This is a genomic window from Bifidobacterium sp. W8103 (assembly GCF_016100775.1).
Classification (GTDB): Bacteria; Actinomycetota; Actinomycetes; order Actinomycetales; family Bifidobacteriaceae; genus Bombiscardovia; species Bombiscardovia choladohabitans.
Window position 1 is genome coordinate 1116005 of record NZ_JACFRV010000001.1, and the last position, 21626, is coordinate 1137630.

A 21626-nucleotide genomic window follows, 5' to 3' on the forward strand; every position below is an offset into this window, starting at 1 on the left:
GCGAGCGAACCAAAAGGAGCGCAGGAATGCCGCAGACACGGGATCAGGCCAAGGCCGTGGGAGACCATCCGCCACTGCGGATCCTCTCCCTCTATCACCGTGACATGAACATCTACGGGGATTCAGGGAACATACTCAGCGTGACCCGCAGGGCCGAGCTGTACGGATTCCGTCCCACGGTCCGCTATTACGATACCGGTGATGCCTGGCCGGAGCGGATTGATATGATTCTGGGCGGCGGCGGCCAGGACCATGGCCAGGAACGGATCATCGACGACCTGCGGGAGCGGGGCGGGCTTCTACATGATCTGGCCGACCAGGATGTGCCCATGCTGATGATCTGCGGGCTCTATCAGCTCTTCGGCCATTATTTCGAGACCTCCGACCATGAGCGCCTGGAGGGGGTCGGCATCCTTGACGTGCATACCGTTGCCAAGCCCGAGCGGATGATAGGCAACCTGGTGGAGCAGGCAGAGGACTTCGGCAGGGTGGTCGGCTACGAGAACCATTCGGGCCTGACCTACCTGGGGGAGGGGGCCCGTCCCCTGGGCATGGTGACCGAGGATGGCCGTGGCAACAACGGCAAGGACCACACCGAGGGGGCCCGATGGAAGAAGGTCATCGGCACCTACATGCACGGGTCGTTGCTGCCGAAGAACCCGGCCATCACGGACTTCCTTATCGAGGGGGCGGCCGAAAGGCGGTACGGCCAGGGCACCTTCGCCCAGATGAAGGAGACCATGGACCAGAAGAGCCGGAGCGAGCTGGAGCGCCTGGACTCCCTGGCAGATCAGGCCAGCCGTATCGCAGCATCCAGGCCCAGATGAAGAGTCCCGCACTGATTCTGATCAGCGGACGGAGGCAGTGCCAGGGGAAAGGCGTTGCGGTCCCTCTTGCCATGGTGTCGAATCGGATCGGTCAATGATAACCAGCTAGACTGTAAAGAGAGACGGCCGCTCGTCTCTTGGCGGTCAAAAGAGCCCGGTACTTCAAGGGCGTATGAATGCTGGGAGGCATATCATGTCGGATTTGCATATCGGTGACGGATTGCACAAGGTGCTTCTGGCTGGCATCGGAGCCTTGGCCACAGGCGTGGAGAAGGGCCAGGAGGTCATTGACAACCTGGTCAAGAAGGGCGAACTGACGGTCGAGCAGGGCAAGATTCTCAATACTGAGCTCAAGCGGAACAGACAGAACCCTCCTGCTCCTGCTGACAGCGCACCTGCACCGGCTGCTGGCGCGCCCAGGCCTGCGACTCATGTTGCTCCTGATTCCCGCCGTCCCGACCACGAGCCCCTGGCGCCAATGCCGAATCGTCGGTCCGGGTCCATCCCCATCACATCCAATGATCCCATTGCGGGTCAGCAGGACTGAAGGCGGTCGATTACTGTCAGCGTCGGTCGTCTGCGCCGGAATGTCTGCCGCTGGTCGGCCATGCGGATAAAGGACGCAGGTGAGTGGTGAGTATGGATGCCATGAACGGGCATGATGCCCCTGTGCAGACCATCGGCCTCTTCGGGGTCGGTACGGGAGAGCGGCAGGGGGCGGCAGTAAGGATCCGGCACAGGCGTGGCAGGGCCCGTCGACTGGCCGAGATGATCCGCATTGCCAACCGGTTCGACATCATCCATGGTCTGACCCCGGTCACCATGCGTCGATTGTTCGAGGCGCTCGGGCCCACTTTCGTCAAGGTGGGCCAGATTCTTTCCATGCGTTCGGAGATTCTGCCGGAGGCCTTCTGCCGTGAGCTCTCCAAGTTGCGCGCCGACGCGGATCCCATCCCGTATTCCGTGGTGATCAGCACACTGGCCACCGAGTACGGCCGTCCGCTTGACCAGATCTTCTCCTCCATAGATCCTGTTCCCCTGGGGTCGGCTTCCCTGGCGCAGGTGCATCGGGCCCGCCTGATCAGCGGGGAGGACGTGGCCGTCAAGGTCCAGCGCCCAGGGATTCAAGAGACCATGGCCCAGGACATCGACATTCTGCGCAGCATGGTCAAGTGGGCCTCCCGGTTCGTCCGCAGTACCCAGGTGATTGACATCCGTGGGGTTGTCGAGGAGCTCTGGGAGACCTTCCAGTCCGAGGTCGACTTCCAGCAGGAGGCCGCCAATCTGGCTGAATTCAAGGATTTCTGTGGCCCTTACGCTTACATCGACTGTCCGAAGCCCTATCCCGAGCTTTGCACCAGGCATGTGGTGGTGATGGAGTACATCGACGGGATATCCCTCTCACGGCCCGCCCAGCTGGTGGCCCAGGGTTATGACCTGAAGGAGATCGGCACCAAGCTGGTCGACAACTATGCCACCCAGATCATGGACCGGGGCTTCTTCCACGCCGATCCGCACCCCGGCAACATCATCATCCGCGATGGCTGCATAGTGCTGATAGACCTTGGGATGGTCGGCCGCCTGGACAAGGTGACCAAATCGGCCTTGAAGGACATGATTTTTGCGGTGGGCCGCGAGGATTCGCCAGCCCTGGCCCAGGGGTTGCTCCGCTTCGCCGGCACGGGAGAGGCCAGGGCCGAGGACTACCCCTATCTTTTGGCCGACCTGGATGCGGTCGTCCAGCGGTTCGGCAAGCTGGATCTGGCTGATCTGGACATCGCCGAATACGTCAATGCCGTTATGAAGCTGGCCGCGCGGCATGGCATCAAAGTGCCGGGGTCGGTCACCATGGTGGCGCGGTGCCTGGTCACCCTTGAAGGACTCCTGGATGAGTTCCTGCCTGAGGCCAACATCGTGCAGATCATCACCGATCATGTCGCCTACAGTCAGGGCACTGGATCCATCCTCAAGGAGGAGACCCGGAAGCTGGGCATCCAGGGCGACCTGGCCCTGCATGGGCTTTTGGGCGCCCTGGCTGAGTCCCAGACCGCGGCCAAGATGCTTACCCGTGGCCAGCTGCGCGCCAATGTGCAGCTTGTAGGCTCCGAGGAACCCCTGCAGCAGCTGTCCGACATGGTCAACAGGCTGACCATGGCCCTGATTGTCGTCGGCCTCTATGTGGGCTCCTCAATCGTCTACTTCGCCCGCATCAAGCCGGTGGTCTTCGGCATCCCGGTGGTCAGCATGCTGGGATACGTGGTGGCCTTCATTCTTTCGGTCTGGATAGTCCTGGACATCCTGATCAAGCATCGGGCCCTCAAGCGTCGGCGACGCAACGGCGAAGCCTAGGCTGAGAGCCCGTTCAGCCCATATGGGTATAGACACTGTCTGATGCCGAATCAGCCGGCGAAGTCCTCCACGGTTTCAGGGTCCTCATGGTTCATGAAGGCGGATTTGCCGGTGTCCATGGCCCGCAGTCGGTCCATCTCCTGGTCAGTGAGCTGGAAGTCCCAGATGTCGAGGTTCTCGCGCATGCGCTCGCGGTGGGTGGTCTTGGGGATGATGATGACCCCGTCCTGGACCAGGAAGCGCAGGGCCACCTGGGCTGCGGTCCGGCCGTGCGCCTGCCCGATCTCGGTCAGGGTCGGATTGGTGAACATCCCCTGGCGGCCTTCGGCGAAGGGTCCCCAGGACTCGATCCGGGTGCCGTACTTGTCCATGTAGGTGCGTTCCTGGGGGCGCTGGTGGAAGACGTGGGCCTCCAGCTGGTTGACGGCCGGGACGATTCTGTTGAACTTGACCAGGTCCACATAGCGGTCGGCGTAGAAGTTCGAGACGCCGATGGCGCGCAGGACCCCCTGGTCGTAGAGGTCCTCAAGGGCGTGCCAGGCTGCGTAGTAATCGTTGAAGGGCTGGTGGAGGAGGACCAGGTCCAGGTGGTCCGTGCCCAGCTTTTTCATGGACTCCTCGACTGAGGCCTTGGTCTTGTCGTATCCGTAGTTGGTGATCCAGACCTTGGTGGTCAGGAAGACCTGGTCGCGGTCAAGGCCGCTCTGGGCCAGGGCATCTCCGACGGCCTGCTCGTTTCCATAGGCCTGGGCCGTGTCGATGGCCCGGTACCCGGTCTCCAGGGCATTCAGAACAGAGCGGCGGCACTCGTCCAGGTCGGCGATCTGATAGACGCCGAAGCCCTCCATGGGCATGAGGACGCCGTTGTTGAGCTTGACGGACGGGACGGCAGTGGGTGAATCATTCTGCATGGTATTGTGCTTCTTTCTTGGCAGATTGCTTGACGGAGTTGGTTAAAGGCGGGGGGCATGCCTTTCTGATCTGCTTGTTCAAGGATAGGGCCTTGAAGCAGCCTGAAGTCAAGCCGGCAAAGCGCGTCCAGCCCCCTGCGATGCTAGCGTGGGTAGTGGAATAGCTGATGGCTGGAGGCGATGATGGGGTCCAAAGTACGATTGGCCGGCAAGGTCGCACTGGGTCTGGGATTGGGGGTTTTGGGGGCCTGGTGCTGGGCTCTGGCTCCTGGTCTTTCAGTGGTTGCTGGTCGGAGAAAGCCCGTCGGCCTGTCGTTGCATCCATATGCCCACAGGGGTCTGCACGATGCTGGCTCTGGGATGGAGACGACCAATTCCAACCCCGGCCAGACCGCCTACCTGCACCGTATCCATGACTGCCTGAAGGTTGAATCCGATCGTCCCTCAGGCAGGCACGCCTCGGCCCAAGCCAAGCCCCCTCGGGTAGTGGCGCCTGAAAATTCTCTGGCTGCCTTCGAGGCGGCCTGCAGGGCCGGCTACGGGATTGAGCTGGATGTTCATCTCAGCCGGGACGGACAGGTGGTGGTCATCCACGATGGAGATCTGCAGCGGGTGGCTGGCATCAACCGGGCAGTGGCGGACCTGACCTATGAGCAGCTGCAGAGGATTCCCCTGTGCCCAAGCCCTGCCCAGGCTCTTGAGTCCGGGGAAGGAATTCCTGGCTCTGCCGACCACGATGGCGGTCCCGAAACGGAGGGCGGGGACGGGGGCCTCAACGATCCCGAGGCGCAGCATGTACCTCTTCTGTCCGAGGTGCTCGCTCTGGTAGATGGCCGGGTGCCCTTGGTCGTCGAGATCAAGATGGACAGGGGCTTGGATCGGGAGCTCATGCGTCGGACCGATGCCCTCCTGTCCAGGTACCAGGGCCCCTATGTAATTGAGTCCTTCAACGTCCTGGCCCTTGCCTGGTATCGGGTTCACCACCCAGGCGTCACCAGGGGGCAACTGGTCGCCCCCTACCATGGCCGGGTGGACTCCCGCTCATCGGCCCTGCGCTGGATGGCCGGGTCCCTCCTCTTCAACTGGCTGGGGCGGCCGGACTTCGTGGCCTGCGAGTGGCACAGCGGGCACTCACTGCCCATGCGTCTCTATCGGTTCCTAGGTGGAACGCCCATCGCCTGGACCGTCCGCTCCGAGCATGCGCAGGAGGAGGCCAGTCCGGACTTTGATGGGATTATCTTCGAGTCGTATCTGCCCGAGAGCTGAACCAGCTATACAGGCCTGAGGCCGCAGCGGCCAGGCCTATCGCCCAGAGGGCCATGATTAGGAAGTAGCCGTAGGGGAGAGGCACAACGCTCATGTCTATCTGGTCGGACAACTGGTGAAAGATGACGGCCAGTACCCCCGCCATGGCCATGGCTGAAAGCAGGATGGCCGACAGAGCATCGATTACTGACTCCCAAATCGAGGAGCAGACCAATGTTCCACGTGAAACACCGGCAGCCTGCATTCTTCGATTCTCCTGACGGCGCTCATTGACTGCGATGGCGCATGCCTGGGTCAGAAATATGGCCGTCAGGACGATGGCCCCGTTCGCTATCTGGGGCATGGCCCGCTGCACTTTCTGTGACCTTTGGATGTCGGAACGAATGTACTCCTTCTTGGTGCAGGCCTTGATGCCCTTGCTGTCCCATGAAGCATTGAGCTGACTGATCAGATCGTCTGGCCGGACTCCTGGGGCGGTCCTGGCCAGGGTGGTCGATCCACTGTTGTCGGGCGCCAGTTGCGACAGGTCGGCATCCGTCATCAGGTATTGGCCCATCTGCCCCGTCGGCGTCACATCGACTACGGCGGTGATGGTCAGCGTATGGCCTTTGTCATACCTGTCGATCAGGGTCAGTTTGCGGCCAATGAGGTTTTTCTCCTGAGCGCGGCCATTTGCTATGACGGCGATCTTGCCCGGCCCCAGGTCCGCAGCGGAGCCCTCGATGAAGATTGGGCTGATTGCTTTGGCGTCCTTGCCTGCCTTGTTGACGTGCATAGCCATGACGGAAGGTTCGTCATTGCCATCAATATCTTCCTTGTCTGCAGTCTTCCAGGATCCTTCGCTATAGGTGACTGCGGATTCGACGCCTGCAGTGGACCGAAGCTGGCGATCAAGGTCTCTTGGATCATTGGTCTGCGCATTGATCATGATTTCGGCAGCGACCGGCTTATACCGGCTTATGGCTTCTTGCGCCCAGCTGGACCGTCCCAGGGCTATCACTCCGGTCACGATGACCAGCATCAGTATGATCGGCACTGCTACGGCGGTGGAGCTCCGGTTTTCCTTCCGCGCCCTTTGCCGCGCCAGGAGACCGGCGCCTCGGAAGGCCAGTTGGAAGGGGATGCCGATCAGGTTGGCACAGGCCGGAACCAGGACAGGGGCCAGGGCGCCGATGATGACGAGCAGACAGCCGGTCGAGGCCATGATCTGGATTTCAATGTCCATGCCCTTGAAGCGATGATAGACCATGGCCAGTCCTCCAGCCAGGCCGGCCAGGGCGATTATCAGGCGAAGAGGACCGATTGACTTGGTCCCTGACCGATTTCCCGAGTCCTGCAGGGCCTCGATGGGAGAGATCGCGGTAATCCTCCTGGCAGCGAACCAGGTTCCCAAGAGGCCTGCCAGGAGTATCCCTACGAAAGTGAAGAAAATTCCCGTGGGGTGGGGATGCGCGGTCATTTCCAGCGCTTCAAAGCCTGAGTTGATCAGGGACTTGGCGAATGCGGGCACCAGCAGGCATCCCGCCAAACTGCCCAAGAGGGCGGCCAAACCTACCGGAATCATGAATTCCAGTAGGGAGATGAATCTCACGGTCCTGGGAGAGGCGCCTGAAAGCCGCATCATGGCATACTCGCGACGACGGCGCTCGATCAGGAATCCCACAGAAGTGATGACCAGGAAGATGGAGACGAACCCGCATATGCAGGCGTACCCTATGGATATCTGTGAAGCGCCGTCTTGGAAGGACAGGGTCATAGCGCGGTCGTAGGAATTCATTGCGCGTGTATCCGGCATTCCGTCGCCCTTCCGAGCGGCAATGGCTACCTGGACCCAGGCGCTGGTAAGGACCGAAGCGGCCATGACCGCCAGGACCATGACCGTGTAGGAGGACCGATGCTCATGCAGGAAGGAACGCACCAGGGAGGCTAGGCCAGGAGTGCGGGCCTTGGTTCGACCTGCGGTTTGCGAGCCACCCCCACCCATCGGTCCTGAGGCCCCGGTTCCTGCCAGTGATCCACCTAGGGAAAGGGACTTGCCCTCCATGGTGTGCTCCTTTCTCGCCCTTGAATGCTGCTGTTCTTATTGCAACACCGGGAGATAGCCCACTCAGGGTGTTTTCAGGGTCAGACCAGGGAAGAACCAGGGTGGCGATCAGCGATTAGGCACTCTCGTGCGAGAGGTGGGCAAGAGGACAGAGGGCGAGAGGGTGGAAGTCGAGGGATAGACGGTTGGGAGAATAGAGGTCGGGAGGATTACAGACATGATGACTGGTTCGCTAAACTCCATGGCATCGCAGAGCCGGCAGTTTCTATAGCGACGTTTCATAGCCAGCCTATCCTCGCTGACGGGGTAGGGGAGGAAAGCCTGGTCCATCTTGCGCAGCGTCCGCCGGGAGGGCCATCGAATACCGCTGAAAAAAGGACCCGAATCGCGCAGGATTCAGGTCCTTGTCAGGGATGGGATTCGTGCCCCATCAATTCGTTGATTCAGTCGATGACGCCATAGAGGCGGTCGCCGGCATCGCCCAGGCCGGGCACGATGTAGGCGTGCTCGTTCAGTTTCTGATCGACTGCGCAGACCACCACCTTGAGGTTGATGGAGGGGTCCATCTCCTCCTTGAGGCGGTTCAGACCCTCGGGAGCGGCCAGAATGTTGATGGAGGTCACATCCTTGGCGCCGCGCTCGGCCAGGTACTTGGTGGCGGCGATCAGGGTGCCGCCGGTGGCCAGCATGGGATCCAGCAGGAAGCACTGACGGCCGGAGAGGTCCTCCGGCAGGCGGTTGGCGTAGGTGATGATGTCCAGGGTGTTCTCGTCGCGCTTGAGACCGAGGAATCCGACCTCAGCGGTAGGCAGCAGACGGGTCATGCCGTCAAGCATGCCCAGTCCGGCGCGCAGGATGGGAACCACCATGGGGCGCGGGGAGCAGAGCTTCTTGCCTACCATGGGGGCGACCGGGGTCTCGATGGGGTGGTCCTCGATGTCCAGATTGCGGGTGGCCTCGTAGGCCTCAAGCATGACCAGTTCGCTGATCAGCTCGCGGAAGGTGTTGGAAGGGGTGTTTTTGTCCCGCAGTACGGTCAGCTTGTGCTCGATCAGCGGGTGTTCCAGTACGTGAAGTTCCATACCTCTCAGCGTAGCTCAGCGGGTCGGCTTCTGGTAGCGACCGGCAAGCCATGCTGGCTTCGATTTGGGAATGAAAATGAAAACGCCGAACCATGCAAGCGCCTGTCGGCGCAAACGCCGCTCGCAGCGGCAACAAACGGAGCCCGGGGCTTAGCCATGGTCCGACGCAGTCACCATTGTAGGGCATGCCGGGGTCTGATCCGTGTTCACGGCGCGCTTACGCTTCCGGCATGAAAGGGTGGCGGATTCTACTCCAGCCGTCCCCGCCGCCAGAGCGATGCGCCCCGCATGAAGTCACGGGCCGTCTGGTTGAGGGAGTTGACAGTGCGTTGTGCCGCGTCGACCTCCTTGGCCTCCTGACCGTCCAGCTGCCGGCTCTGGGCGTCCCGGATCGTGGCTTTGATGCCGCGGGCGATCACGTCACAGAAGGCTCCGGCCCGTTCCAGGGCTACGGCGAAGTCGCCGGTGAAGGCTCCGGAGAGGATGGAGTCGGCGGTTCGGATGATGTCGTCGGCCTCCGGGGCCTGATCCACCCCGGCTATAGCTGATGCGGCAGTGTCGGTGGGTTCACCCAGCCTCCACAGACGACTGATTCCATCAGCGTCCTTACGCATCCAGCTGCGAAGCATGTAGAGTCGCCAAAGAATGCCGGGCAGAGAGTCGGGGTCGCTGTCGCTCCAGAGCTCGGCTACGACATCCACGCCCTCACGGTCTACCAGGGTCAGAACCCGTTTGACGATGGCTGGATCGGTGCTGTGGTGGACCCGGTCCAAGAGGGAGGCCGCCGAAACATGGCTCATTTCGCTGATCTGCTGGGGGTCCATGCCTCCGGAGAGCTGATCGGCGATGGCCGGGTCCAGCTGGCCTGGGCGTGAGGGCCGGGATGCTCCGGTGCCGGAGGCCACGAATCCTGTGCGGGAGGAGCGGATTGAGGATGAGCCGATTCTGGAGTTGCTGTCAGTAGACAATGGGAGTCACCTTCTGTATGTCGATGATGGTCGGATGATTGGGATTGCCAGTCAGACTGAGGACGATGGCGTTGCCGGTGGGCATGAAGGGGGAGTCGTCGGGCAGCCGTTTGGACAGCGATCCGCTGGAGCAGAGCCCGCGCAGCTTTTCAAAGATACCTCCCAGGACCGGGCGATGCATGCAGATCATGGTGGTCCGGTTGCCTGTCAGCAGGTCGGCCATCTGCCTGTCCAGCCAGCTGTGGGCCTGGTCCGGGCGTCGGTGGTAGGAGGTCTCCGTCAGGCAGGCCACCATCTCCATGGGCAAGCCTACTTCGTCGGCGTAGGGTCGCAATGTCTGCACACAGCGGATCCAGGGGGAGGACAGGAGGCGGTCGGGCGCGAAGCAGGCCAGTTCCCGAGCCAGGGCGTAGGAGGTGCCAGCGCCCTTGGGGGTCAGAGGACGATTTGCATCCTTGCCTGTCCACTCCTTCCGGGCAACTGCCTTGCCGTGGCGGACAATGATCAGCTGACGAGCCCGGATGCCGCCCTGCTCCACCCGGTCCACGAAGGCGTCCAGTATGGTTCTGTCGCTGGGGTGGGTCAACAGTTTGCGGGCTTCGGAGGCTCCGACCCATCGTATCTGGTCGACTTCCCTGGAATCAGGCCGGTGGATGGGCCCCAGCAATGCGCTCTGACCGGCGGCATGTTCCGGGTCGGTCGGTGTGGCCATCCAGTAGCAGATATGTTTGAGCCTGCCGCCTTTGCCGCCCCTGCGCCGGCCCTCGTTGTTCAGCGGATATTCGGCATCCCCCAGGTAGGGCCCAAGCCGGACAAGACAGCCCGTCTCCTCACCGACCTCGCGTACGGCCGCCCGCATGTGGGTCTCACGATTTTCCAGTTTGCCCTTTGGCCAGCTCCAGTCGTCGTACTTGGGACGATGGACCAGGCAGAGCTCCAGCTCATCGAGGTCGGATCGGGGGCTGGCTCCAGGGGCTGCCCGGCCGTCGTCGCTGAATTTCATCCATCCCTGGAAGTTTGTGCGCCACCGGTAGAGGATGGCTCCGGCTGCCTCGACCGTCCTGCTCATGGCCGGGTGCCATTCCGATTGTCCGCCTTGGCGGTGGACCTGCCGGCCTGGAGGCGCATCATCATCGCCTGGCCCTGGGTGTTCGGGCGTGACGGTCGATCAGATACTCCTGCGAATCGACCAGAGGCCGACCCTGATCATCCCGGCTGTGTCGTACGTAGGTGCCGTCAGGCTGCATGTGCCAGGAGCTGGTGCTGTCGGCCATCTGCAGATCCACGTAGTCGATCAGTCCCTGCACCTGCTCAGGCGCAGTGATGCGGACCAGCGCCTCTACACGGCGGTCCAGGTTGCGGTGCATCAGGTCGGCAGAACCTATCCAGACCTCCGGCCCGGCCAGGGGGCCCTCGCCGATCTGGGGACCCTGGGAGTTGGCGAAGGCGAAGATACGGCTGTGCTCCAGGAACCGTCCCAGGATGGAGTGGACTCGGATATTCTCGCTCAGCCCGGGCACACCTGGCTTCAGGGCGCAGATGCCCCGCTCCACGATGTCGATGCGGACCCCCGCCTGGCTGGCCCGGTAAAGGGCGTCGATGATCTTTTCATCCACCAGGGAGTTGACCTTGATCCGTATCCACGCAGGCTTGCCGCTCAGAGCGGTCTCTTCCTCGCGGGCGATTCGCTGCAGCAGCCCCGAGCGTACCGTGCGTGGAGCTACCAGCAGACGGTGGAAGGAGGACTTGGGCGCATAGCCTGACAGCTGGTTGAAGAGCCGGGTCAGGTCCTGCCCCACCACCGGGTCGCAGGTGAGCAGGCCCAGGTCGGTGTACTGGCGGGCGGTCTTTGGGTTGTAGTTGCCGGTGCCCACGTGGCAGTAACGACGCAGGCCGTCCTGCTCCTGACGGACCACCAGGGAGAGCTTGCAGTGGGTCTTGAGCCCCACGATTCCATAGACCACATGGACGCCGGCCCGTTCCAGCTGACGGGCCCAGGCGATATTGGCCTCCTCATCGAACCGGGCCTTGATCTCGACCAGGGCCAGGACCTGCTTGCCGGCGTGCGCGGCATCCACCAGGGCATTGATGATGGGCGAGTTGCCCGAGGTCCGGTAGAGGGTCTGCTTGATGGCCAGCACTCGCGGATCGGCCGCCGCCTGCTCCAGGAAGGCCTGGACCGAGGTGGAGAAGGAGTCATAGGGGTGGTGAAGGAGGATGTCATGCTCACGGATGGCTGCGAAGATGTCCTGGGCCTGGCTGGATTCCACCTCGGCTATCTGTCGGTTGGTGGTGGGAATGAAGGGGCGGAACTTGAGGTCGGCTCGGTCGATGGACTGCAGCTCGAACAGGACCGTGCAGTCCAAGGGGGCTGGAAGCCGATAGACCTCTTCCTGGTTGACCCGGAGCTTGCTGGCCAGCAGTTGGGAGAGGAAGGGAGAAGCGGAGTCGGAAATCTCCAGGCGGATGGGCGGTCCGAACCGCCGCTGCAGCAGTTCCTTCTCCATGGCGTTGAGCAGGTTTTCGGCGTCGTCCTCCTCCACATCAATGTCTTCGTTGCGGGTGACGCGGAAGGAGCGGGCTTCCTTGATGATCATGCCTGGGAAGAGGTATTCCAAGTGGGCGATGATCAGGTTCTCCATGGTGATGAATCCGTAGCGTTCTTCCCGGCCCTCCTCATCGGTCAGATCGTCCACAGGAACCAGACGGGAGAGGTTGTCGGGAATCTTGACGCGGGCGAAGTGGGTCTTGCCCGAGGTCGGGTTCTCCACCAGGACCGCCAGGTTCAGGGAGTTGCCTGAGATATAGGGGAAGGGATGGGCCGGGTCGACAGCCAGCGGGGTCAGCACCGGAAAGACCTGGTTGCGGAAGAAGTTGGTGAGCCGTTCCTGCTCCTGGCTGCTCAGTTGTGTCCAGCTCAGCAGGATGATGCTTTCGGTGGCCAGATCCGGCAGGATGTGGTCGATGACATAGTGGGCATGCTCGTCCTGAAGCTTGTGCGCCTGCTCGGAGATGGCCCTCAGTTGCTGGCGAGGGCTCATTCCGCTGGCTGCCGTCACAGCGATGCCGGTGTCCACGCGACGCTTCAGACCCGCCACGCGGACCATGAAGAACTCATCGAGATTGCTGGCGAAGATGGCGGCGAAGTTGGCACGCTCCAACAGTGGCACGCTCTCGTCTTCGGCCAGTTCAAGCACGCGTTTGTTGAACTTGAGCCAGCTCAGCTCCCGGTCGAAATAGCGGTCCTCAGGCAAGGGCGAGACCGGGTGATCCGAGTGCCTGGATACATGCCGTGCCTGGCCGTCGGTCTCGGCAATATGCTCCGCGATCTGGCTGCGTAGCAAGGCCTTGGAGGGTGCGTCAAATTTCTGAACCATACCATAGCACTCTATTCGCAGGTGCCGTCCTCTGCAATCGTTGATAAAGCTTGTGGATAAATAGGAACGGCCCCCCGCAGGAGGCCGTTCCCACAAGGTCGGTCCAGATGGAATCTCTGCACAACATCATCGTTGCAACGGTCAAGTCTTATACACCCGTCCAACGTATCGGTCCTAGTGGCCATACACTTTGTGGGCTTCCGTGCTCTTGAACCGTCCTTGTATATGCCATTATGCCAGCTTTGAGGCCGATGGCAAGCATATTCAACTCGTTAGAGCGGAGAAGGCTACCGGCTTGGTCTTTTGTGCGATTGCGTGCATTGCGGCAGGTCGAATACGTCGGTTTTGTAGGAATCTGTCGCTTCCATGTGAGCATCTGTAGCCTTCCATGGATATGGTCTCAAAAATCGTGCAATTGTAGGCGTGTCGCGGTGTTGATGCATTTGTGCACAGAGAGGGCGAAACAATGTGGAAGCATAGGGTCGTTCGACCACATCAGCTCCGGGGGCTGGTGCTGATGCCAGGGGGCGGTTGTACTGGTAGCCATGACTGGAACGAGCATAGACAGACCGCCGACGATGATAAAAGGCCGCATGAAAGGGCGGGAACCTGAATGGAATCCTCGATCTTTTAAAGCAGTCGGGTTGACTCCTGAACACCGACCAGGAAGGGTGGCGGGCGGAGATGCCGGCATTGGGCGGAATGACTCAGAAGCCGAATATGGGTCCGCTGTGACAGGGCTGGTCTTTCTCTCGGCCTCGGGAGGCGTTGGGCTGACGACCATGACGGCCCTGATGGCCAAACAACTTCGGAACATGGCCCTGTCATGCGCTCTGGTGGATCTGGACCTGGATGGCGGAGGGATGGATGTCCTGGTCGGCATCGAGGGGGTGCCTGGCATGCGGCTGGGACGGATTCGCGCTCCCCTGGGCCGGGTGGATCCTCAGGCCCTCCGTGAAGAGCTGCCGGTCTGGGATGGCATCCCGCTGCTTAGCAACGATCCCTGGAGTGCTCCGCCACAGGGCTGGTGGGACGTGGACGCAGCCGTCAGCGCGGTGGCTGGATTCGCCGATCTTCTGCTGATTGATGCCGGGCGGGGCCAGGGCCTGGGTAATCTGCGCTCGCTGAAGGGGCTGCCCTCGCTGTTGATGGTGGACATGACCGTGCTGGGCCTTGCGCGGGCGAAGACGCTTCTCCATGCTCTGAACGGCCACAGAGGTGCTGATGATCGAGCCCAGGACAGTCCATTGGTCTCCTGTAGACCTCCTATGGCTCTGATTGGAATGATGCCCACCCAGCACCGGGTCAGTCATGGCGTCGACCCTGAACAGGCGGAGGAGTTTCTGGGCCGATCGGTGGATGTGGTCCTCAAACCACAGCCGAAGCTGTCGGCATCCGTTCTGGATGGTCGTGGCCTGGAACGGGTCCCTCGTGCTTACGCCCGGGCCCTTCAACCACTGGTGGAGCGGATCGCAGGGATGGTCGTCGTCGGCGAAAGAAAGGAAGAGCCGGTCTCCTCTGGCGGATTGACTCGGTCTGAGGCTGTCAAATGAGCAGGGGAGGTGGAGAAAGCCTTGAAGGTTCATTCCCCGATGACGATTCGGTTCAGCCGCCTACGTTCGGCTACTTGGATGGGCTGGTGAGCGATCCTGCGGTGACTGATATCGCGGTGACCGGGCAGGGCGATGTCTGGGTCGACCGGGGCTCGGGCATGGAGGAGGTTCTGCTTCGGCCCGGGTTTACTGGACCTCGAGCTGTAAGGGACTTCGCTGTGCAGTTATGTGCTCAGCTGGGGCGTCGCCTGGACGATGCTCGCCCCATGGCTGATGCTTCCAGCAGGGAGGGGATCAGAGTCCACGCCGTGCTGGCCCCGCTTGTCCCCGAGGGTGCCGCCATTTCCATCAGACTGCCCAACAGGCACCCGCCCGGCCTGGAGGAGCTGGCTGCTGCCGGACTGTGTCCCGCCAGCTGGCTCTTCATCCTTCGGGCGCTGGTGGTCAATCGGGCCAGCATTCTGGTGACCGGTGGCACGGGTGCCGGCAAGACCACGCTCCTGCGGGCCTTGCTGGGCATGTGTCCACAGGAGCAGCGGCTGGTCATTGTGGAGGAAGTCCGTGAGCTTGGTCGTATCGCCGGCCACAGGAATACGGTTTCCCTGGCTGTAAGAGAGCCCAACGTTGAAGGGGCAGGGGGCGTGGGGCTGGTCGACCTGGTCAAGGCCACACTGCGCATGCGGCCCGATCGGATAATCCTGGGTGAGTGCCGGGGTGAGGAGATAGCTGATTTGTTGCGGGCTTTCAATTCTGGTCATCGGGGCGGCATGGCGACTCTGCATGCAGACAGTGTGGAACGCGTTCCCGCTAGACTGGCAACCCTGGGGTTGCTGGCGGGGCTGCAGCCGAGGGCGCTGGCGGCCCTGGCGCAGGGAGCGTTTGACGCTGTTATCCATCTGGAGCGTTCCGGCGGCCATAGGCATATCGCTCAGATTGGCCGACTGACAACGGCCGCCGACGGTCGGCTTCTTGGGGAGGCTGTCTGTACCTGGACGGGCCGAGGGACCGCTACTTATGGAACGGCTTGGTCGAAGTTTGCCAGGCGGTGGGGCATTGTGACCAGCGCCTCGGCGAGCGATCCCTAGTTGAGGTGGATTATGAATGACGAGATTGCAGCCTGGCTGGCTGTGATGATGACAACTATTGCCTGTCTGGCCCTGCTTGCGCATAGCGGCGATGCAGCTACAAGACTGAAGGCCGTGTCTGTCAGGCCCTCCGCACAGTCGGACCGGCCTGGTCTGGCGGTGCTGATCACTTCCCTGCTCGCCTATGTCGACAATGGAGGAGGTCTGGTAGAGGCTTTCGAGGAGGCATCCGGGCGACGTTTCGCCACCCGGGAGGTCACGTCGGAACGTGTCATGGCCATGTTGGAGAACCGAAGCCTGCCCCAGGAACGGGGGCCGACTCTGACGATTATGGCCCAGGCTCTGATGGCCTGCTATGGGCTCAGCGCCATCCTGGGTTGCCGGGCTTCGGATGGGCTGCGGACCGTGGCAGCCATGCAGAGGCGGCGGGCGGCACTGGATGAGGCCCGGGAGAAAGCCTTTGCTGTGCCCAAGGCCACGATTCGTCTCCTGTCGACCCTGCCAGCGTTGACAATCATCATGGGAGAGTTCATGGGTGCGCGACCACTGGCCTTCCTATGTCGCCCAGGCCCGGGAACCATCTGCCTGATTCTTGGTGCGGCCTTCTATGTTCTTGGTCTGGTTTGGATGCATCTGCTGATGAATGATCTGGACAGGGAGGATCTATGGATCTGAAACCGCTGATTGCCGCTCTGTCGAGCATGCTGGCCCTCCTGCTCATAGAGTCCGACGGTTCGGGTGACCGATTAGCCCATGAGCAGGTCTCCCCGCCGCCCTTGAGCCTGGTGCTGGCCTTGCTGGGAGTCGCTGTTCGTCAAGGGGCCTCCCTGCCCAGGGCCCTGGGTGTGGTTGGCAGTCTGCTGCCAGGACCTTATGGGTTTCGAATGGTTCGCGTGGCTCACCTGCTCGCAGGTGGCAACGGATGGGATCTGTCCTGGTCAGGAGCGATTGGCGATCCTGATTACGGGCGATCCATGCAGGTCCTGGCTGACTGTCTGGAGCCCTCCTGGCGTTTGGGATCATCGCCTCTAACACGTATCGAGACGACCATGCGCCAGCTGGATCACCATGCCCGCAGCGTGCTGGCCCGGGCCACGGCGACGATCACCGTCAGGCTTCTGGTGCCGACAGGGCTGTGCATTCTGCCGGCTTTCGTGCTGATCGGAGTCATTCCCTGTATTGCGGCTTTTGCGGGTGGGATGTCCTGAGGGTATGGAGCTCTTGCGGGCACAGTTGTCCACAGGCTGGCGGTTAAGCTCCGCTCGTCCACATGTATCTGACAAGTCGACCGAAGCGGACAGGAACGGGCACAGTGAAAGGTACCGGATGCCGATTCCCTGAGGAACGGCCATTCGCCGGGGCGGGGAAGACAAGGAAAGGCAAAGGTGAGAACGATGACATATTCACAGGAGGTTGCGACGGTCTTCCATCTGCAGAACAGGCAGGCAGGAGGTCAGTTGGTGCCGGCTGCGACATGGCCTGCTGCAGGTGCCGGATCCGGGTTGTTGCAAAGAATAAGGCAGCGTTCCAACCGGTACATGACGGCTTTGTACGTTCGCATCAGCCAGTCTTTGGATTCTGGAGTGCGCGCCCTGCATGCGCGGCTGAGCGTGGTGCTGGCCAGGCCTGAATCGGGGGCTATCACTGCCGAATACGCCGTGATCATGGTGGTGGCCGCCACGCTGGCCGGTGTACTGCTGGCCATCGTCAAATCCTCTTCCACACGCACTTTGCTGATGGGACTGGTGAAGAAGGCACTCAGTGCCGTCGGCTGAAAGACGGTCCGAGCGGAGACGACGGTGGCGATCCGATAACGGTACGGTGACAGCCGAGTTCGCCATCGTTCTTCCCGCTGTCATGGTTCTGGCTCTCATACTGCTGACGTTGACCCAGACGATCAGGATCGGCATGGTTTGTCAGGATGCGGCCAACGCGGCTGCCAGAGAGCTGATTGTCACCCAGGGCAAGGGTGATTCCCAAGAGGTGGTGCACCGGATGGCCGGCCCGCATGCCCAGGTGAGGTTGAGTCCATCGGCCGGGCAGACGGCAGTCAGGGTGTCATGCCCGGTGGTTGCCGGCCCCATGGGTGTGTTGCCGGCACAGGTCCATGGCGATGCCGTGGCCATATTGGAGGAATGAGTCATGCCCGGACATGCCAGAAAGACGCACCTAGAGCGTACCGGTTCATGGATAAGGGGTTCGGATCCGGGGTCCGGCACGGTTCTGGGCATCATGCTGATGGCTCTGGTTGGCCTTGGTCTGGTTCTTGCGGCGTTGCTGGGCAACCTCATGATCTGCCGGACGCGTGCACGTACCGGTGCCGATGTCTCCGCTCTTGCTGCGGCTTCTGCCCTGGACGAAGGACAGGCGCAGCCCTGTAATCTGGCTTCCCGGGTTGCCCGCCTCAACCGTGGTGTCCTGACGGACTGCCAGGTGGATGGAAGCGACGTGAGGGTCTCGGTAGGCGTAGAGACCGGAGTCCCGATGATGCCCCGCCTGGTCCAGTCTGCCCGGGCAGGCCCCGAGCCCTGTGGATGAGAGGAGGAAGCGGGTTCGGGAGCCTTAGGAAGGAAAGCGAACGTGTCTAAAGAAATGGATAGCCTTGAACCATGGCACTAGCACTCTATCGGCGGTATCGGCCTGACACTTTTGACGGCATCATCGGTCAGAAGCAGGTCACGGTGCCCCTTACCCGAGCTCTGGATGAGAACCGGCTGACCCATGCCTACCTCTTCTCCGGCCCCAGGGGATGCGGCAAGACCAGCAGTGCCAGGATTTTTGCCCGCTGCGTCAACTGCGCCAAGGGGCCGACCAGCCATCCCTGCGGCGTATGCGACAGCTGCAGGGATCTGGCCACAGGAGGCCCTGGTTCCATCGATGTGGTGGAGATTGACGCCGCCAGCCACAATGGCGTTGACGATGCAAGGGAACTCAGGGAGCGAGCAGGCTTCGCCCCTGTGCGTGACCGCTACAAGATCTTCATTCTGGACGAGGCTCATATGGTCACCCAGCAAGGATTCAATGCCCTTCTGAAGATCGTCGAGGAGCCGCCGGAACACGTCATGTTCATCTTCGCCACCACAGAGCCGGACAAGGTGATCGGCACCATCCGCTCCCGTACCCACCATTACCCCTTCCGTCTGGTGCCTCAGGAAGTCATGGGGCCTTACTTGGAGGGCATTTGCGATAAGGAGGGCATTAAGGCCGAGCCCGGTGTACTCAAGCTGGCTATGCGGGCCGGAGGCGGATCGGTGCGTGACACCCTTTCCGTGCTGGATCAGCTCATGGTAGGCGCTGACGAGCACACCATCACCTATGATGCGGCCGTATCTCTGCTGGGGTTCACTCCTGCCGAGCTGATCGGCGAAGCTGTGGACGCGCTGATCGCCCACGATGGAGCTGGCCTCTACGGGGTCATTCAAAAGGTGGTCGTCGGCGGGTTCGAGCCCCAGCGCTTCGTTGAGGATCTGCTGGCCCATGTCCGCGACCTGCTGGTTCTCAAACTGGCTGGAGAACGGGCTGAAAGCGTGCTTAGCGAGGATGCTGACGACGACCAGGTGGCCGATCTGCATCGTCAGGCGAATGCTTTGGATCTGCAGGCCCTGACCAGAATGGCCGACATCATCAATGATGCTCTGGCGGGAATGAACGGGGCCACCTCGCCCAGGATGCGCTTGGAGCTGCTGGCCGCCAGGCTGCTGGCAATTGGTTGCGAACCTATGGAGCAGGCACCGGCTGAAGCGGCAGCTTCCAACACTGGTGCAGCCACGTCGCCCGCCCGTGGTGGGTTCATTGGTGCTAACAGGTCTCAGCAGAACGGTCGGCCGTCCAGAGCATCCCAATCTGGTCGTGCTGACGGGGCTGAACGCCCCAAACAGCCTGACAGGGCAGGCTCGCCGTCTGCCGCAGCACCCGCTACATTTGCCGGGCCGCAGAACATGGCAGGTTCCCATTCCAATTCCTCTGCTCAAGGGCAGCAAGAGGGCGAAGGACAGCCCACCCATTCCGGTTCAGGCTCTGCCCAACCCGAGCACAAGGAAGTCCCCTCCTCGGCGACTCGACAGCCGACGGGGCAGACCGGATCACCCAATCCTGTCCGGCCCGACCGGTCTGTTGGACAGCCTCGGTCAGCCCAACGGGAGGCTACGCAAGGGCAGACAAACGAGGTGCCGACCGGTACGGAACTGGATAAGCGTTGGGATGCCCTGGTGGCTGCCCTGCCGGACGAGGTACGCCAGTATGTGGTGCGGGACCGGGTGCCTACTGTGGCCATGCAAGCAGACCCCTCCGGTCGCAAGCGACTGTCTATGACCTTCGACCGTCCACTCAGCCAGCATGCCTTCGCCATGGCCGTGGCTGCGCAGTCGGTTGACGGGGAGACCAAAGTTCCGCGTATCGTCATGGTCCGCGCTCGCCAGGAGTTTGGACAGAACACCATGATCGCCCCATCGGGGACGGCTGCCAACGGCGAGACGGTAGAATCCGTCAACAGGATGTCTCCGCAGCGTCGGGCAGAGGTCAAGAAGGAAGTGGCTCTGGCGCGGGCCGGCTTGGCCACCATGAACCTTGGAGCGGCGGTCATGCCTCATGCAGCCACGGAGCAGGGGCATGCCCCTAGGGAGATGACGGCCTCGGCTGGTCATCAGGGTGAGACCGGAACATCGGCATCAGCGTCGGAGGGAAGGTCCACCCCTGGGGAAGCGGCAGGCGACGGGAACTCCGACGACGCCCACCACCCGGTCGGCGGTCCGGTCCAATCGTCTCCGGAACCGCTGCCGGCGGCAGGCTTTGGTTCAACAGCCTCAACGGTATTGCCGGACGATGATCCCTGGGCCCACCCCATGCCAGCGACTCATGCGCCGCAAAAGACTTGGCAGCCCGGTGAGGGCAACGACGGATCCGATGGGCGGAAAGACCATGAGCCCAAAAAGGTAGCTCTGCCGGACATGAGCGATGACACGGATCCTTGGGCTGTGCCTGATTCCGGGACCGGCGCCGCAGCCTCTGCAGATTCCTCCAACAGTCAGGGCCATGAAGCTTCGGATCAGGGGCTTGAAGTTTCGAAGTCGGTTGATTCATCCGGTCAGGAAAGCGCCTCGGGTGTAGCCCCGGCTCCGGTATTGGGGACCGAATCGGTTTCCGATGAAGGGGCCATGGCGACTGGCGTATCAATTTCGCCGGACCTGCAGAGCGACGAGCACAGTTCCGATGCTGTCGGTGGCCCGGATGGTCCTCAGGCAATGGCAGATACATCCGGATCTGATGACAGGAAGATGCCAGCAGGCTTCACTAGTTCAGCCTCTGGCGGTTCTGGCCAGGATGGAGCGTCGTCTGCCTCAATCTCCTCCCAGATTTCGAGGCCTTCCGTGGATCCCGAGGACGATGTCTATTCCTTGGACGATGCCAGGCTCGGGGCGGACAATGCCATGAACCAGGATGAGCTGACCAAATTGTTTGATGTGACCAAGGTGGAGGATTTTGCCGCTGACGACCCACAGAATCCGATCAATGTCCAAAAGCGCCGGCAGGAACAGGCGCAGCGACAGGGAGGTGAATGATGGCTGCTACCTATGATGGAGCCATTCAAGAGCTGATCGATGCCTTTGCCCAACTGCCGGGCATTGGTCCCAAGGGGGCACAGCGCATCGCCTTCTACATTCTGGGAGCCGATCGGCGCAGCGCTCAGGATCTGGCCGATGCCATCGTCGCGGCCAAGGAGAAGGTTCGGTTTTGCGAGATTTGCGGCAATGTTTGCGAGACCAGCCCATGTCCCATCTGTCAGGATCCGCGACGTGACCGTAGCATTATTTGCGTAGTCGAGGAGCCCAAGGACGTCATGAGCATTGAACGTACCGGAGAATACCGGGGCCTATATCATGTGCTGGGCGGGGCCATCGACCCTATGTCCAACGTCGGGCCGGGCGATCTGCGCATTCCCGAGCTCTTGAAGCGGTTGGGCACCGATCAGGTCAAGGAGGTCATGCTGGCCCTGGATCCCAACATCGAAGGTGAGGCCACCACCACCTACCTGGGACGGCTGCTGGGTCCGCTGGATCTGCGGGTCACCAGGCTGGCCAGCGGTCTGCCTGTCGGCAGTGATCTGGAATACGCTGACGAGATCACCCTCGGCCGGGCAATATCCGGCCGTCGCGATCTGTAAGGCC

18 protein-coding genes and 1 pseudogene are annotated in these 21626 nt (G+C 61.8%); 13 read left to right on the forward strand and 6 right to left on the reverse strand.

The genetic code is table 11. The features are described from left to right. The first annotated feature begins 26 nt into the window (after window positions 1-26). The 3 genes and pseudogenes from H3U90_RS04180 to H3U90_RS04190 all read left to right on the forward strand — a co-directional run bounded on the left by H3U90_RS04180 (window position 27) and on the right by H3U90_RS04190 (window position 3176). Window positions 27-827, forward strand: coding sequence for a type 1 glutamine amidotransferase (locus H3U90_RS04180; RefSeq protein ID WP_198177167.1), 801 nt, complete (start codon window positions 27-29; stop codon window positions 825-827). Between the two features lie 193 nt (window positions 828-1020). After that, window positions 1021-1188, forward strand: a pseudogene (locus tag H3U90_RS08445) (phasin family protein); the annotation flags it as partial. A gap of 278 nt (window positions 1189-1466) precedes the next feature. Next, entirely contained in the window at window positions 1467-3176 is a 1710-nt protein-coding gene (locus H3U90_RS04190) for an ABC1 kinase family protein (protein WP_198177610.1), read from the forward strand. 50 nt (window positions 3177-3226) lie between these two features. Here the strand turns inward: H3U90_RS04190 and H3U90_RS04195 are convergent, their stop codons facing one another. Then, on the reverse strand, window positions 3227-4087 hold the full coding sequence (locus H3U90_RS04195) for an aldo/keto reductase (protein ID WP_198177168.1): 861 nt from the start codon (window positions 4085-4087) through the stop codon (window positions 3227-3229). Between the two features lie 360 nt (window positions 4088-4447). Between H3U90_RS04195 and H3U90_RS04200 the strand changes: the two genes are divergently transcribed. Continuing rightward, window positions 4448-5353 (forward strand): glycerophosphodiester phosphodiesterase family protein, encoded by a 906-nt coding sequence (locus tag H3U90_RS04200; RefSeq protein ID WP_198177169.1) that lies wholly within the window; start codon window positions 4448-4450, stop codon window positions 5351-5353. Here the strand turns inward: H3U90_RS04200 and H3U90_RS04205 are convergent. The 5 genes from H3U90_RS04205 to H3U90_RS04225 form a co-directional block, all read right to left on the reverse strand. Beyond that, entirely contained in the window at window positions 5322-7397 is a 2076-nt protein-coding gene (locus H3U90_RS04205; RefSeq protein ID WP_198177170.1) for an ABC transporter permease, read from the reverse strand. The two genes, H3U90_RS04200 and H3U90_RS04205, sit on opposite strands and share 32 nt — an antisense overlap. Window positions 7398-7840: 443 nt before the next feature. After that, window positions 7841-8479: a uracil phosphoribosyltransferase gene (upp, locus tag H3U90_RS04210; protein WP_015022561.1), complete on the reverse strand. Its 639-nt coding sequence runs from the start codon at window positions 8477-8479 to the stop codon at window positions 7841-7843. A gap of 248 nt (window positions 8480-8727) precedes the next feature. After that, window positions 8728-9423 carry a thymidine phosphorylase gene (locus H3U90_RS04215; RefSeq protein WP_198177611.1) on the reverse strand — a complete coding sequence of 232 codons (696 nt, stop codon included), beginning with the start codon at window positions 9421-9423 and terminating at the stop codon, window positions 8728-8730. Between the two features lie 13 nt (window positions 9424-9436). Continuing rightward, window positions 9437-10516, reverse strand: coding sequence for an NUDIX hydrolase (locus H3U90_RS04220; RefSeq protein WP_198177171.1), 1080 nt, complete (start codon window positions 10514-10516; stop codon window positions 9437-9439). Window positions 10517-10577: 61 nt separating this feature from the next. Beyond that, a complete protein-coding gene (locus H3U90_RS04225) occupies window positions 10578-12824 on the reverse strand; it encodes an RNA degradosome polyphosphate kinase (RefSeq protein WP_198177172.1) in 2247 nt (748 codons plus the stop codon). Between the two features lie 671 nt (window positions 12825-13495). On the opposite strand from H3U90_RS04225, the gene H3U90_RS04230 reads away from it, so the two are divergent. The 9 genes from H3U90_RS04230 (at window position 13496) to recR (ending at window position 21622) form a co-directional block, all read left to right on the forward strand. Further along, a complete protein-coding gene (locus tag H3U90_RS04230; protein ID WP_198177173.1) occupies window positions 13496-14377 on the forward strand; it encodes an ATPase in 882 nt (293 codons plus the stop codon). After that, window positions 14374-15462, forward strand: a complete 1089-nt coding sequence (locus H3U90_RS04235; protein ID WP_198177174.1) for a CpaF family protein — start codon at window positions 14374-14376, stop codon at window positions 15460-15462. Before H3U90_RS04230 ends, H3U90_RS04235 begins: the two co-directional genes overlap by 4 nt. A 12-nt stretch (window positions 15463-15474) precedes the next feature. Then, on the forward strand, window positions 15475-16137 hold the full coding sequence (locus H3U90_RS04240) for a pilus assembly protein (RefSeq protein WP_198177175.1): 663 nt from the start codon (window positions 15475-15477) through the stop codon (window positions 16135-16137). Further along, window positions 16128-16670 carry a type II secretion system F family protein gene (locus H3U90_RS04245; RefSeq protein ID WP_198177176.1) on the forward strand — a complete coding sequence of 181 codons (543 nt, stop codon included), beginning with the start codon at window positions 16128-16130 and terminating at the stop codon, window positions 16668-16670. The genes H3U90_RS04240 and H3U90_RS04245 overlap by 10 nt, the downstream gene beginning before the upstream one ends. Before the next feature lie 330 nt (window positions 16671-17000). After that, window positions 17001-17237, forward strand: coding sequence for a DUF4244 domain-containing protein (locus tag H3U90_RS04250; RefSeq protein ID WP_198177177.1), 237 nt, complete (start codon window positions 17001-17003; stop codon window positions 17235-17237). 46 nt (window positions 17238-17283) lie between these two features. Continuing rightward, window positions 17284-17601 carry a TadE family type IV pilus minor pilin gene (locus H3U90_RS04255; protein ID WP_198177178.1) on the forward strand — a complete coding sequence of 106 codons (318 nt, stop codon included), beginning with the start codon at window positions 17284-17286 and terminating at the stop codon, window positions 17599-17601. Between the two features lie 3 nt (window positions 17602-17604). Continuing rightward, window positions 17605-18000 (forward strand): Rv3654c family TadE-like protein, encoded by a 396-nt coding sequence (locus H3U90_RS04260; protein ID WP_198177179.1) that lies wholly within the window; start codon window positions 17605-17607, stop codon window positions 17998-18000. Window positions 18001-18071: 71 nt separating this feature from the next. After that, on the forward strand, window positions 18072-21020 hold the full coding sequence (dnaX, locus tag H3U90_RS04265; protein ID WP_198177180.1) for a DNA polymerase III subunit gamma/tau: 2949 nt from the start codon (window positions 18072-18074) through the stop codon (window positions 21018-21020). Then, window positions 21020-21622: a recombination mediator RecR gene (gene recR, locus H3U90_RS04270; RefSeq protein ID WP_015022549.1), complete on the forward strand. Its 603-nt coding sequence runs from the start codon at window positions 21020-21022 to the stop codon at window positions 21620-21622. The genes dnaX and recR overlap by 1 nt, the downstream gene beginning before the upstream one ends. Window positions 21623-21626 lie beyond the last annotated feature (4 nt).